This is a genomic window from Vibrio sp. NH-UV-68, assembly GCF_042940635.1.
GTDB lineage: Bacteria > Pseudomonadota > Gammaproteobacteria > Enterobacterales > Vibrionaceae > Vibrio > Vibrio pacinii.
This window is the reverse complement of record NZ_CP134975.1, coordinates 2,909,603-2,924,014: the sequence shown is the minus strand read 5'-3', so window position 1 is coordinate 2,924,014 and position 14,412 is coordinate 2,909,603. Positions and strand designations below refer to the sequence as shown.

The following is a 14,412-nucleotide window of genomic DNA, read 5'->3' as shown; positions in this document are numbered from 1 at the left end:
CCTTATGCCTCCTCTTTGACTGGTTTGCCGTCAGGCTTAAGCATAGCGATAACAAAGTCCATTGAAGACTCAACTTTACCTTGGTTAACCGCCGCCGCAGGATCAACACTCTTAGGACAAACTTCAGAGCAATAACCGACAAAGGTACAGCCCCAAGCACCATTTTCCCCATTGATAAGTGTCATACGTTCGGCTTTACCGTTATCTCGGCTGTCGAGGTTGTAACGGTGAGCTAACGTCAGTGCCGCTGGGCCGATGAATTCAGGATTCAAACCAAACTGCGGACAGGCGGCGTAACACAAACCACAGTTAATACAGCCAGCGAACTGCTTATATTTGGCCATTTGCTCAGGCGTTTGAAGGTTGGTGCCGTCTTCAGGTGTGCGATCATTACCAATGATGTAAGGTTTGACCGCTTCTAAACGCTCAATAAATGGCGTCATATCAACGATCAAATCTTTCTCGATTGGGAAGTTCGCTAATGGCTCAATTTTGACCCCATTTGGGTAGTCACGCAGGAAACTCTTACACGCGAGTTTAGGCACCCCGTTGACCATCACACCACAAGAGCCACAGATCGCCATACGACAAGACCAACGGTAAGAGAGGTCTTTATCGAGGTTATCTTTGATGTAACCAATCGCATCGAGAATAGACATGGTTTGATCAAAAGGTACTTCAAAGGCTTGTAAATGCGGCTCTGAATCTTGTTGCGGGTCATAACGCAGAATATCGACTTTTTGAATACGATTCGCTGACATTAGGCTTGCTCCTCTGCGTTCTTCGCTGCTGCTTCTTCTGCAGCGGCTTTTTCTGCGGCTTCACCGTATAGACGTGCTTTTGGCTGTGACTTAGTAATGGTCACATGGCTGTAATCGATACTTGGCGCGGCATCGGGTTGGTAGAAGGCGAGTGAGTGCTTGAGGTAGTTAACGTCGTCTCGCTCAGTACAGCCATCATCTAAACGCTGGTGAGCACCACGTGATTCTTTACGCAGAATCGCAGAGTGAACCATGGCTTCAGCAACTTCTAAGCCGTAGCCAACTTCGATAGCGTAAAGCAGGTCAGTGTTAAACACTTTACCCTTGTCTTTGATACTAATGCGCTTGTAACGTTGTTTCAGCTCAGTAATCTTATCGATAGTGGCTTGCATCAAATCTTCTTGGCGATAGATACCACAACCCGCTTCCATGGTATGTCCCATTTCAGTACGGATGCTGGCCCAGTTTTCATCGCCCTGTTGATTCATTAATGCGGCAATGCGCTCCTCAACCGCCTTCACTTGAGCGTCAATCGCCGCTTCATTCCAGCCCTTGAACTCAGCCGCGCGTTGCACCGCTTGTTCGCCTGCAACACGGCCAAAAACAACGAACTCAGCCAGTGAGTTAGAGCCAAGACGGTTGGCACCGTGCAGACCTACAGAGGCACATTCACCAACCGCGAACAAACCTTTGATGCGCGTTTCACATTCACCATTGGTTTCAATACCGCCCATGGTGTAGTGTACCGTCGGACGAATTGGGATCGGTTCTTTGGCTGGGTCGACATTGACGTAGGCTTTCGCGAGCTCACAAATGAACGGCAGACGTTCTTGTAAGTACTCTTCACCAAGGTGACGCAGGTCAAGGTGCACAACATCACCCAATGGGTGTTTAATGGTGTTGCCTTTTTGCTGCTCATGCCAGAACGCTTGTGACACTTTGTCACGAGGGCCAAGCTCCATGTATTTGTTTTTTGGTTGACCGACGGGCGTTTCAGGGCCCATGCCATAGTCTTGTAGGTAACGGTAACCGTTCTTGTTGACAATAATCCCCCCTTCACCACGACAACCTTCTGTCATCAGGATCCCGGTGCCAGGAAGACCCGTTGGGTGATATTGAACGAATTCCATATCACGCAGAGGTACACCATGGCGGAAAGCCATTGCCATACCGTCACCCGTGACGATACCGCCGTTGGTGTTACAGTGGTAAACACGGCCCGCGCCACCAGTGGCTAGCACGACAGATTTTGCTTTAATCGTAACCAGTTCGCCTTCCGACATATGGATAGCGATCAGGCCTTGAACTTCGCCTTCATCAACAATCAAATCGACGACAAAGTACTCATCAAAACGGTTGATGTTGCTGTACTTCATTGACGTCTGGAATAGGGTGTGGAGCATATGGAAGCCAGTTTTATCTGCGGCAAACCAAGTGCGTTCGACTTTCATGCCACCAAATCGGCGTACGTTGACTTCGCCATTTTCTTTGCGACTCCATGGACAACCCCACTGTTCCATTTGGATCATTTCGCGAGTCGCGTTTTTGACAAAGTATTCAACAACATCCTGTTCACATAGCCAGTCGCCACCGCCAACGGTATCGTTGAAGTGGTTGTCTAAGCTATCTTCATCCTTGATAACTGCGGCTGAGCCACCCTCTGCAGCGACCGTGTGGGAACGCATGGGATAAACTTTAGAGATCAGTGCGATGTCCAAGTCAGGGTTTGCTTCAGCTGCTGCAATAGCAGTACGAAGACCAGCGCCGCCTGCGCCGATGACTGCGATATCTGTGGTGATAATTTGCACAGTTATCCTCCAGTGTGTGATTGCGGAATTCCGCTTGTTATTGTGATTACGGGGTCCTCTTTGCTAGAGAACACCTCAAAAGTGGTAGGGTTAGTGTAGAGGAGGACTATGGCGGAAAAATTGATGTATTTGGGTTTTTGCTCCGGTAATGCATGTAAGAGCATAAAATTTATAGGTTATGTGACTGCAATCACGTAAGGAAATTAATTGCTTATTGGTGAGTAAACTCAGTTTGTTAAACCATAGTTACTGGCTATTGTTGAGACGAATAAAGTCTCAGCTGAGCAATGTTTATTGCGCTGTAATACGAAATAAACTTGCTTCATTTTGTCTACATCATGCAGAGATTATTCAGCTGGGCAAAGACGGGTAAAGTTGTTATGTTCGCAGCCAGATTGAATGATGAGAATGAGTTTATGACTACAGATTGGCAACCGACCGCTTCTATTAAACAGCTTCGTCAGCGCGCAAGTATTGTGGCTCAAATTCGCCACTTTTTCGCTCAGCGTCATGTGCTAGAAGTCGATACCCCGGCGATGAGTCACGCCACCGTCACTGATATCCATTTACATACCTTTCAGACTGAATTTGTTGGCCCGGGTTATGCCGATGGTAGCAAACTCTACTTTATGACCAGTCCAGAGTTTCATATGAAGCGACTGCTTGCCGCTGGAAGCGGCTGTATCTATCAAATCAATAAAGCGTTTCGCAATGAAGAAAATGGCCGTTATCACAACCCTGAGTTTACTATGTTGGAGTGGTATCGGGTCGGGTTTGACCATCATCAACTGATGAACGAGATGGATCAACTGCTGCAACTGGTTCTGAATTGTGAAGTGGCAGAGCGTGTGACTTACCAGCAAGCTTTTATCAATGTGTTAGGGGTGTGCCCGCTAGAAGCCCCAATGTCAGAGTTAAAAGCAGTGGCAGCCAAGCTGGGATTGAGTGATATTGCTGAGCCAGAGCAAGATCGTGATACCTTGTTGCAGCTACTGTTTAGTATTGGTGTTGAAAGCGAAATTGGTCAAGCGGCCCCCGCGTTCGTTTATGACTTTCCCGCCTCACAAGCGGCTTTAGCGAAGATCAATCCGCACGATCCAAGAGTCGCCGATCGTTTTGAAGTGTACTTCAAGGGAATTGAGCTGGCGAATGGCTTTCATGAACTGGACAATCCCCAAGAGCAGCTGCAACGTTTTGAAGATGATAACGCCAAGCGCATTGAGATGGGGCTCCAACCGCAACCGATTGATCACCACTTAATCGCGGCGTTAAATGCGGGCTTACCTGATTGCGCAGGTGTTGCATTGGGCATCGATCGTTTAATTATGTTAGCGATCGGCTGTGATCATATCGATCACGTCACCGCGTTTCCGTTTCCACGAGCGTAGAGAAATGTGCAACAGATGCTTTAATAGACTCGCTTCGCTATCTCATCCTCGTTATACTTCCACTCTGAATTTTAGCCTAGAGCTGTTACTTGAACGGACAGCTCTATTATCAAAGAGCACAGGACATGCAAGAGTACATCGCATTTTTTCAAGAGAACATGATTCTTTCTCTGGTTTGGGTTGGCCTATTCGGCGCCCTTATCATGAGCATCGTTAAGTCATCAACCGCCGCTTACAAAGAGGTGACAGCCGCGCAAACGACGCACCTTATGAACCGTGAAAATGGTCTGGTGGTTGATATCCGTAGTAAAGATGAGTTCCGTAAAGGTCACATTACCGATTCAGTTCACATTTTGCCGTCTGATATTAAAGCGGGTAAGTTCGGTAGCCTTGAAAACCGTAAATCAGACCCAATTATTGTAGTATGTAAGTCAGGTCAAACCGCGCAAGAGAGTGCTAACTTACTTGCTAAAGCAGGCTTCGAAAACGTTAACCTGCTTAAAAATGGTTTGATTGCTTGGAGTGAAGCAAACATGCCATTGGTCAAAGGTAAGAAGTAATTCATACCCGCCGATACTTACAACGCTGATGGAAAAATCGGCGTTTGTTTTTGAGAGATGTGAGAAGTTCCACGAAATTCAGTGGAAACCTAGTCATAAACGCCTCTCTCGGTTAGTCTCGAAGCAGACTATTTATTGCAGGATTAAAGGATTTTAAAATGGCTGAAGCAGCACCACAACAAGAAGCACAAAACTTCGCAATTCAACGCATCTTCCTTAAAGACGTGTCTTTCGAAGCACCTAACTCGCCTGATATGTTCCAAAAAGAGTGGAACCCAGATGTTAAACTGGATCTAGACACGCAAAGCCGTGAGCTAGGCGAAGGCGTTTACGAGGTGATTCTACGCCTTACTGTTACCGTTAAGAACGCCGATGACACGGCTTTCCTATGTGAAGTACAGCAAGGTGGTATCTTCACAGCAGATAAGATGGAAGCCGGTCAACTTGCTCATTGTCTAGGTGCTTTCTGCCCGAACATTCTGTTCCCTTACGCGCGTGAAACCATTTCAAGCCTAGTGGTTAAAGGTACGTTCCCACAACTAAACCTAGCACCTGTTAACTTTGATGCTCTGTTTATGAACTACCTACAGCAGCAAGCTCAGCAAGAACAACAAGCTGAAGCGTAATGACTGATTGACCTACTACTTAAATGTAGGGGCTCGGTAAAAATGCACAGAGTATCCGATTGATGATGCGCTGTGCATTTTTTGTTTATGATATGGGTGTTTTTGGCTGCTCTTTAGCTCTGATGAACTAGAGATTACTCATAAGAATCCAGTCTCTTTTATGACAACCAGGCGGAACAATGAAAGATAAGACCAATAATGGCTATGGCAAAGCGATCGCAATGACAGTGCTAGGTGCGGGTTCGTACGGTACCTCTTTAGCCATCTCATTAGCACGTAATGGTGCCAACGTAGTAATTTGGGGCCATGAGCCTGGGCATATGGCTCGCCTAGAAGCGGATCGCGCTAACCATGAGTTCCTACCGGGGATCGAGTTTCCCGAGTCACTGATTGTAGAATCGGATTTAAGCAAAGCGGTGCAAGCCAGCCGTGACCTGTTGGTTGTTGTACCGAGTCATGTGTTTGGTATCGTCCTCAACAATGTTAAACCTTTCTTAGCGGACGATTCTCGTATCTGTTGGGCAACCAAAGGACTCGAACCAGAAACCGGCCGCCTACTTAAAGATGTCGCGCATGACATTTTGGGTCAAGGCTACTCATTAGCGGTATTGTCTGGGCCGACGTTTGCGAAAGAATTGGCGATGGGTATGCCGACGGCGATTTCTGTTGCCTCGCCAGACGCTCAGTTTGTCGCTGATCTGCAAGAGAAAATTCACTGCAGTAAAACATTCCGCGTCTACGCGAATAGCGATTTTACTGGCATGCAACTTGGCGGCGCGGTGAAGAATGTTATTGCGATCGGCGCAGGTATGTCCGATGGGATTGGCTTTGGCGCTAATGCACGCACGGCGTTAATTACTCGAGGCTTGGCAGAAATGACTCGCCTTGGTGCAGCGCTTGGGGCTCAACCTGAGACCTTTATGGGTATGGCTGGGCTTGGTGACTTAGTGTTAACTTGTACCGATAACCAATCGCGTAACCGTCGCTTTGGTTTGGCGCTGGGGCAGGGCAAAGATGTCGATAGCGCACAGGCTGAAATCGGTCAGGTGGTAGAAGGGTATCGCAATACCAAAGAGGTCTTTCTATTGGCGGAACGTATGGGTGTCGAGATGCCGATTGTTGACCAAATATATCAAGTATTGTATCAAGGGAAAGATGCTCACTTAGCAGCGCGTGATCTCCTCGCGCGAGATAAGAAAGCCGAAGCCTAAAAGAAGTAATAGCGACACTGGCTGTGGATGAGTCAGTGCTAGGAAACGACATGAAACATTGTGAAAAACAGAAGGTATGGCAAACCATAGTCAAGGAAGCACGTGAGCTTTCTGAACAAGAGCCAATGTTAGCAAGCTTCTATCATGCGACCATCATTAAGCATGATAGCTTGAACTCCGCACTGAGCTATATTCTCGCCAATAAGCTTAATACTGCCTCTATGCCTGCGATGGCGGTGAGGGAAGTCGTCGAAGAGGCGTTGAATGCTGACTCGACGATCAGTGCTGCTGCGGCTTGCGATATTTGTGCGACGGTTAACCGAGATCCAGCTGTTGCGATGTACTCAATGCCATTGCTTTATTTAAAAGGTTACCATGCACTGCAAGGTTACCGCGTAGCCAATTGGCTGTGGAAACAAGGTCGTATTGCACTGGCCACTTATCTGCAAAATCAGATTTCGGTCGCTTGTCAGGTTGATATCCATCCGGCCGCGCGAATAGGACGCGGTATCATGCTTGATCATGCCACTGGCATCGTGATTGGTGAGACTGCCGTGGTCGAGGATGATGTCTCGATTCTACAAGATGTGACTCTTGGTGGTACGGGTAAAGAGAGCGGTGATCGTCACCCTAAAATCCGTGAAGGCGTAATGATTGGTGCTGGGGCGAAAATTCTTGGCAATATCGAAGTGGGTGAAGGGGCCAAGATCGGCTCTTGCTCGGTTGTGCTGCAACCTGTCCCACCACATACCACGGTGGCGGGTGTGCCGGCGAAGATTGTCGGTCGTCCAACAACAGATAAACCTTCTCTCGATATGGATCAGCAGTTTAACGGCCGCTCCCAAAGTTTTATCGGTGGCGATGGGATTTAATACCGGAAGGTGCTGCGCTGTTAGCACGCTCGAGGCGAAAACAGAACGTATGAAAAAAGGGTTGACGCTTTCACGTCAACCCTTTTTAACATTGCTTGCTTATGCCAGTTCGTCAAGCTCAGCGAGTACTTCTTCCGCCCATTCAATCCATGCTTGGCGAAGTAGCAAGTTTCTGCGTAAAGTAAGACGCTCAAGACGCTGCTGCTTATCGAGGGTTGCTGTCGTTGAGTAGTAAGCGTTTTCAATCTCTTGATAGTGGTTCACTAACTTACGTGACTCGGCAATCAATTCACCAAGCTGTGCTCGGTATGGGGCCGATGATTGGACGGCGCAAGCCATCAATTTTGCCGAAAACTCATCGCGTACTGTTGGGTGTGCGGTTGGTTGGTCGAACCATTCACCGAGCGCAACGCGTCCTGCATCGGTAATGGAATAAACCTTACGATCAGGCTTGCCTTCTTGAGGTTCGAGTACGCAGCTAACGAGGTTGTTTTGAGCCATTTTATTGAGCTCACGGTACACTTGCTGGTGGCTTGCTTTCCAGAAGTAGCCGATAGTGGCAGAAAATTCTTTAGTGATGTCGTACCCGGTAGCGTCGCGGGTGCTTAGAACAGTTAAAATAACGTGTGGTAATGACATGTCTTTTAATCCAAATGGTCAATAAACTACGAAATTCAACCACTTATTACTGCCGTGCTTCTGGAGGCACTGATTATCAGTAGTACAAGTGGCACCAACAAAGTTGGTCATGTCACCTTATTAAAGCCGTATTTATCACCTAGGATCGATATTATGATTATCGACAGGCTGCAACGTATTGATTTTATATTTGCTGCAGTGGCCGAGTAGTATATCTAAATAATAAGCATAAAGTAGAATAGATGGACGAAATAGACTAAAAAACTAATAAAATAATAATTTTGTATGATTGTGTGGGTTTTTGTTTTTAAGAGTGGTCTTAATTGTCTTTTTTTTGATATTTAGTGCTGAGTTTTTTGTTAATTACGAAAGGTGAAGAAGGTTGATGCGTTAACATCAACCTTCTTTGACAAGCAAGCCTTAACCTGTGTTACGCATACCCGCGGCGATACCCGCGATGGTTACCATTAGCGCTTCCTCGAGCTCTGGTAAGGACTCGTCACTTTGACGCGTGCGATACAGCAACTCGGCTTGAAGCATGTTCAATGGCTCGACATAGATATTACGCAAACGAATCGATTCTTGTCCCCAAGGGTCACTTTGCATCAAGTTCTCATTGTTTTCGACGTTCAATACCGCTTTGATGTCTTTTTGCAGTTGAGCGCGTAGACGATCGCCAAGTGGTAACAGAGAAGGTTCAACTAGGCGTTCGTCGTAGTAACGAGAGATTTCCATGTTGCACTTGGTGTAGACCATTTCCAGCATGCCGAGGCGGGTTGAGAAAAATGGCCATTCACGACACATCTCTTCCAGCAAAGCTTGATGGCCTTTATCAATCGAATATTGAATCGCTTCACCAGCGCCAAGCCAAGCAGGAAGAACTAAACGGTTTTGGCTCCATGAGAAGATCCATGGAATAGCACGTAGGCTTTCGACACCGCCGTTGGGGTTGCGTTTTGCCGGTCTTGAGCCTAGAGGTAATTTACCCAGTTCAAGCTCAGGTGTTGCTTGACGGAAATAAGGCACGAAATCGGGCTCGCCACGCACTACGTTGCGATAAGACTCACAACTGACTTCAGACAGCACGTTCATCAAATCACACCACTCTTTCTTTGGCTCTGGTGGTGGCAGAAGGTTGGCTTCCAAAATGGCGCTGGCATACAAACTGAAACTATTCACCGCGACTTCCGGTAAGCCTAATTTAAAGCGAATCATCTCACCTTGCTCAGTCACACGCAGCCCGCCTTTCAAGCTTTTTGGTGGCTGAGAAAGGAGCGCAGCATGCGCGGGTGCACCGCCGCGACCAATGGTACCGCCGCGACCGTGGAAAAGTGTCAGCTCTACCCCTTCTTCTTCGGCGACTTTGACTAATGACGCCATTGCGTGGTATTGCGCCCAACCGGCAGACATCACACCGGCATCTTTGGCCGAGTCTGAGTAGCCAATCATCACCATTTGATGGTTTTGAATAAAGCCACGATAGAGATCGATGCCCATGAGCTGCTTGATGACCGATTCGGCGTTGTTTAAATCGTCGAGGGTTTCAAACAGCGGGCACACGTCCATGCGGTAAGGGCAGCCCGCTTCTTGGAGCAATAGATGCACGGCAAGTACATCTGAGGCGGTGCGCGCCATTGAGATGACGTAAGCACCAAATGCTTCACGTGGCTGCGCAGCAATAATTTTACAGGTATCGAGCACTTCTTGTACTGGCTCAGAAGGCTGCCAGTCACGCGGAAGTAGCGGGCGTTTTGATGCCAGTTCATTGGTCAAGAAAGCGATCTTATCTTGTTCGCTCCACTGATCGTAATCGCCAATGCCTAAGTAGCGGGTGAGTTCTGATAGCGCATCAGAGTGGCGAGTACTTTCTTGGCGAATATCAAGACGGACTAAATGGACACCAAACGCTTTAATGCGGCGTAGAGTATCGAGTAGTGAGCCGTCAGCAATAATGCCCATGTTGCATTCATGCAGTGATTGGTAACAAGCGTACAGTGGTTCCCACAACTGCTCGATACGTTGTAATGGTGCTTTAACCGCCAGTTTTTGACCATTGATTTTAGCGTCAAGGATCTCTTTGGTTTCACTCAGCAGTGAGCGTAGTTTTTTCAAAATCGCGCGATAAGGTTCGTGCTGATCGTCACCAGCGAGTTGGCGCAGGGCATCATTACACTTGGTCATCGACAGTTCGCTGACCAGTTCATTAATATCATTGAGGTAGAGATCAGCCGCTTTCCAGCGTGATAGCAGCAAGACTTCACGTGTAATCGTATGCGTTACGAAGGGGTTGCCGTCACGGTCTCCGCCCATCCAAGATGAAAAGTGAACAGGACGGGCATCAATCGGTAAACCTTCACCGAGATAACCTTCTAGGCGTTCATCAAGCTCTCGTAAGAAGTCAGGTACCGCTTCCCATAGCGAGTTTTCTACAACGGCAAAGCCCCACTTGGCTTCATCTAACGGGGTTGGACGTTGCTTACGAATGGTGTCGGAGTGCCAGCTTTGCGCAATTAACTGTTCCAGTCTGCGTTCAGTCTTATGACGCTCTTTGGCCGATAAGTCACCGAGCTCAAGTTTAGAAAGGCACTTGTTGATTTTGACCAGTTTGTGAATCATGGTCCGACGAGTGATCTCTGTCGGGTGAGCGGTTAACACCAGTTCGATATTTAAATCGCGTACCGCTTGAGCCGTATCGATTTTGCTAATCTTGTTTTGACCTAACTTAGCAAACAGGCTGTTAATCGCGTCTGGTTCACATACGTGCGCATCACAATGGCGAGAAATCGTGTGATATTGCTCTGCCATGTTGGTCAGGTTAAGAAATTGATTGAAAGCATGAGCAACGGGAGTCAATTGATCATTAGGCAGGCTTTTAATCTCATCAATCAAGCTATCACGGTCTTGTTGGTTACCTGCGAGTGCCGATTTGGAGAGTTTACGAATGGTTTCTACTTTCTCTAGAAGTACCTCACCATGAGCGTCCTGAATGGTGTTGCCGAGCAAATGTCCCAGCATACTGACATTGCTTCTGAGCGCAGAGTATTTCTCGTTCATTATCTTCCTGCCTTGTAAAAAAATTACATCCAATGTTCCTTGCTAAGTAGACAATCTAGCGAAAAATGTTGTTAAGAGTCAAATGCTGTAGGCTAAGTTTGCAAATATTGTGCAAGAGAATGTAATTCGCTTACAGAGGTCGCGATGACTAATTATGTTGAAACTTTATTACAGAATTGAATAGGCGTGCCGCTTGTGACGTTTAGACCGTTAGGCTTATCGAAGCGACAATTCACACATTAACACGTGGTGCGTTTGTTTGGCTTATAGAGAAAACCAAGGCTTGGCAAACAGTGCCAAGCCTTGGTGCATTTTCTAGCGCGGGGCTAAAAACAATATTTATGCATGGCTTTAGCTAAAACATTGATGGTTGGTTCAATAAACTCAAAGGCAAGAAACTCATCAGGCTGGTGGGCTTGTTCAATCGAACCCGGGCCTAACACCAGTGTTGGGCACAGTTGTTGTAGGAAAGGTGCCTCGGTGCAGTAGTTCACGGTTTGTGATTCAACCCCACAGATTTGCTCGACACCACCAATGAAAGGGTGGTCGTGTTGGCACTCATAACCGGGAATAGGTTCATGCAGTGGGGTAACTGCAATGCACCCCGGCCATTTAGCTTCAACCTCTTTAAGCGCCCCGCGTAACATATTATCCAGCCCGTCTAAGCTGATGCCGGGGAGTGGGCGAACATCGTAGTGCAACTCGCAGCAACCGCAAATGCGATTGGCACTGTCACCGCCATGGATATGGCCGAGATTAAGCGTTGGGTTAGGAATCGCAAAGCCAGGGTGATGGTACTCTTTGATCAACTTATCACGCAATTGCATTAAGGCGAACAGGACTTCATGCATGATCTCAATCGCATTGACACCTAAAGCGGGATCGGAGGAGTGGCCCGACTTACCCGTTACACGCACTGCATTGGCCACATGACCTTTATGGCCCCGAATTGGCACTAAGCTAGTCGGTTCGCCGATAATGCAGTAATCCGGTTTAAATGGCGCGTTTTCAGTGAAATGGCGAGCCCCGAGCATCGTGGTCTCTTCGTCACAGGTCGCCAGTATGTAGAGCGGCTTGGTTTGCTGCGTCCAATCAACTTTCTTTACTGCTTCGATAATAAAAGCGAAAAAACCCTTCATATCCGCGGTACCTAAACCATAAAAACGGTTATTGGCTTGCGTAAGATCGTGCGGCTCGTAAGTCCAACGGCCCTGATCAAAGGGCACGGTATCGCTGTGGCCTGCGAGCAATAGTCCACCTTCTCCTGCGCCCTTTTTGGCGATCAGATTAAATTTCCCCGCTTCGACTTGGATCAGATTGACTTCAAAGCCGATGTCTTTTAACCAAGTTGCCAACTTTTCAATTACTTGGGCGTTGCCTTCATCCCAACTTGGGTCAGTTGAGCTAATAGACGAGGTCGAAATTAGGCCACGGTAGACCTCAAGAAAACTTGGTAATTGCATAATTAGTTTACATTCCCTGTTGACAGATTTAGGTTAAGAAGGTAAAACACATATTAAATCACTTTTATTGAATAAAAAACCAATAAAAGGCAAATATTTTAAATTTATAGTCACTCTTCGAGCGGCGTTTTTAGGTCAAAATGGATGTCTGAGATGCTCAAAACCACAATCATAGGCGCAAGCGGTTACACCGGGGCAGAACTGGCTCTGATGGTGCACAAACACCCTGAACTTACGCTAACAGGTTTATATGTGTCCGCCAATAGTTTAGATGCAGGTAAAACAATCTCAGAGTTACACGGCAGATTAGCGGGTTTAGTGTCGCATCAGGTCGAAGCATTGACAGATGTCGACGCGGTTGCCAGCGCATGTGATGTGGTGTTCTTGGCGACGGCGCATGAAGTCAGTCACGATCTGGCCCCCATTTTTCTTGAGCACGGCTGCCAAGTTTTCGATCTTTCTGGCGCTTTCCGTGTCCAGCAAGAAGGTTTTTATAGCGAGTTTTATGGCTTTGAACACCAGCATGAAACTTGGCTTGACCAAGCCGAATATGGGCTTGCTGAATGGAATAGCCAAGGCATTAAGCACAGCCAGTTGATCGCGGTGCCAGGGTGTTATCCAACTGCCTCTCAGTTGGCGATCAAACCGTTACTGGTCGAAGGCTTAATCGATAGTACTCAGTGGCCGGTAATTAATGCCACTAGTGGTGTGACAGGCGCAGGGAGAAAAGCGTCGATGACCAACAGTTTCTGCGAAGTGAGTTTGCAGCCATATGGTGTGTTTAGTCATCGTCATCAACCAGAGATCGCAACTCACCTTGCCACTGATGTAATTTTTACTCCGCATTTGGGCAATTTTAAGCGTGGAATTCTCGCCACTATCACCATGAAACTCGCGCAAGGGGTGACGCAACAGCAGGTCGAGAATGCCTTTATTCACGCATATCAAGGTAAACCGGCAGTGCGCCTACTCAATCAAGCACTGCCAAGATTACAGAATGTAGAAAATACCCCTTTCTGCGATATTGGTTGGAAGGTTCAGGGCAAGCATATCATCGTAGTTTCTGCGATTGATAACTTGCTAAAAGGCGCATCGAGTCAAGCGATGCAATGTTTAAACATCCACTACGGATTCCCAGAACTCACTGCTCTCGTGTAGTTAAAGAGCAGCAAGGAACAAGTGATGACAGATAACAAATTGACACCATTAGTGATCAAATTAGGCGGTGCTGCACTGTCGTGTACTGAGACGTTAAGCCAGGTATTTGGCGCGATTGCCAACTATCAGAAGCAAGCTCAGCGACGAATTGTGATCGTCCACGGTGGCGGTTATCTGGTGGACGATCTGATGGCTCAATTGCAGCTGAAAACGGTCAAGAAACAAGGCTTGCGTGTCACGCCTTATGATCAAATTCCTGTTATCGCAGGGGCCTTGGCCGGCACGGCCAACAAAATACTGCAAGGTCAGGCGATCAAAAACGGCCTTAATGCGGTCGGCTTGAGCCTTGCTGATGGTGGTTTATGCCAGGTTGAAGAGTTGGATCCTGAGCTTGGCGCGGTTGGCAAAGCAACGCCAGGTGATTCTGCAGTTTTGCAAGCGGTGCTAGACACTGGCGCACTGCCGATCATTAGCTCTATCGGACTCACGTCACAAGGACAGATGATGAATGTGAATGCTGACCAAGCGGCTGTCGCAGTTGCTGGCGCATTGGATGCAGAGTTGGTTCTGCTCTCTGATGTCAGTGGCGTATTGGACGGTAAAGGGCATTTAATCAAAAGCCTTGATGAGAAGCAGGCGCAAAGCTTGATTACTGGCCATGTCATTACTGACGGCATGATAGTCAAAGTGAACGCGGCACTCGAAGCGGCTAACGATTTAGGTCGACCTATTGAAGTGGCGACTTGGCGTTACCCAGACAAGCTGGTTGACCTGTTCGCAGGGAAAAGCATTGGAACCCAGTTTCTACCTAAGTAGTGAATACTAACTAACGAATACAGAGTCAGCGCTAACGCGTTGATTCCAATAAACAG

General features: G+C 47.5%; 12 protein-coding genes. 7 read left to right on the top strand and 5 right to left on the bottom strand.

The window, feature by feature from the left end; genetic code table 11:
• Positions 1 to 2: 2 nt before the first annotated feature.
• Positions 3 to 761 (bottom strand): succinate dehydrogenase/fumarate reductase iron-sulfur subunit, encoded by a 759-nt coding sequence (locus tag ViNHUV68_RS13390; protein WP_038175942.1) that lies wholly within the window; start codon positions 759 to 761, stop codon positions 3 to 5.
• On the bottom strand, positions 761 to 2,569 hold the full coding sequence (gene frdA / locus ViNHUV68_RS13385; protein ID WP_038175941.1) for a fumarate reductase (quinol) flavoprotein subunit: 1,809 nt from the start codon (positions 2,567 to 2,569) through the stop codon (positions 761 to 763). The genes ViNHUV68_RS13390 and frdA overlap by 1 nt, the downstream gene beginning before the upstream one ends.
• 416 nt (positions 2,570 to 2,985) lie before the next feature.
• On the opposite strand from frdA, the gene epmA reads away from it, so the two are divergent.
• The 5 genes from epmA (at position 2,986) to cysE (ending at position 7,226) form a co-directional block, all read left to right on the top strand.
• On the top strand, positions 2,986 to 3,957 hold the full coding sequence (gene epmA, locus ViNHUV68_RS13380; protein ID WP_038175967.1) for an elongation factor P--(R)-beta-lysine ligase: 972 nt from the start codon (positions 2,986 to 2,988) through the stop codon (positions 3,955 to 3,957).
• A 125-nt stretch (positions 3,958 to 4,082) separates the two neighbouring features.
• Entirely contained in the window at positions 4,083 to 4,517 is a 435-nt protein-coding gene (locus tag ViNHUV68_RS13375) for a rhodanese-like domain-containing protein (protein ID WP_038175940.1), read from the top strand.
• Positions 4,518 to 4,675: 158 nt separating this feature from the next.
• On the top strand, positions 4,676 to 5,143 hold the full coding sequence (secB, locus tag ViNHUV68_RS13370; RefSeq protein ID WP_038175939.1) for a protein-export chaperone SecB: 468 nt from the start codon (positions 4,676 to 4,678) through the stop codon (positions 5,141 to 5,143).
• A 179-nt stretch (positions 5,144 to 5,322) separates the two neighbouring features.
• The gene (gene gpsA / locus ViNHUV68_RS13365) at positions 5,323 to 6,354 is read left to right on the top strand and encodes an NAD(P)H-dependent glycerol-3-phosphate dehydrogenase (RefSeq protein WP_100753654.1); all 1,032 of its coding nucleotides are present in this window, start codon (positions 5,323 to 5,325) and stop codon (positions 6,352 to 6,354) included.
• Between the two features lie 50 nt (positions 6,355 to 6,404).
• Positions 6,405 to 7,226: a serine O-acetyltransferase gene (gene cysE, locus ViNHUV68_RS13360; RefSeq protein WP_038175936.1), complete on the top strand. Its 822-nt coding sequence runs from the start codon at positions 6,405 to 6,407 to the stop codon at positions 7,224 to 7,226.
• 99 nt (positions 7,227 to 7,325) lie between these two features.
• Here the strand turns inward: cysE and ViNHUV68_RS13355 are convergent, their stop codons facing one another.
• The 3 genes from ViNHUV68_RS13355 to argE form a co-directional block, all read right to left on the bottom strand.
• Positions 7,326 to 7,865 (bottom strand): helix-turn-helix transcriptional regulator, encoded by a 540-nt coding sequence (locus ViNHUV68_RS13355; protein WP_391088532.1) that lies wholly within the window; start codon positions 7,863 to 7,865, stop codon positions 7,326 to 7,328.
• Positions 7,866 to 8,285: 420 nt separating this feature from the next.
• Positions 8,286 to 10,919 (bottom strand): phosphoenolpyruvate carboxylase, encoded by a 2,634-nt coding sequence (gene ppc, locus ViNHUV68_RS13350; RefSeq protein ID WP_391088530.1) that lies wholly within the window; start codon positions 10,917 to 10,919, stop codon positions 8,286 to 8,288.
• Between the two features lie 326 nt (positions 10,920 to 11,245).
• On the bottom strand, positions 11,246 to 12,382 hold the full coding sequence (gene argE, locus ViNHUV68_RS13345) for an acetylornithine deacetylase (RefSeq protein WP_391088528.1): 1,137 nt from the start codon (positions 12,380 to 12,382) through the stop codon (positions 11,246 to 11,248).
• 153 nt (positions 12,383 to 12,535) lie between these two features.
• Between argE and argC the strand changes: the two genes are divergently transcribed.
• Together argC and argB are read left to right on the top strand one after the other, a co-directional pair.
• On the top strand, positions 12,536 to 13,540 hold the full coding sequence (gene argC / locus ViNHUV68_RS13340; RefSeq protein WP_038175931.1) for an N-acetyl-gamma-glutamyl-phosphate reductase: 1,005 nt from the start codon (positions 12,536 to 12,538) through the stop codon (positions 13,538 to 13,540).
• 24 nt (positions 13,541 to 13,564) lie between these two features.
• A complete protein-coding gene (gene argB, locus ViNHUV68_RS13335) occupies positions 13,565 to 14,356 on the top strand; it encodes an acetylglutamate kinase (RefSeq protein WP_038175930.1) in 792 nt (263 codons plus the stop codon).
• The last annotated feature ends 56 nt before the right edge of the window (positions 14,357 to 14,412 follow it).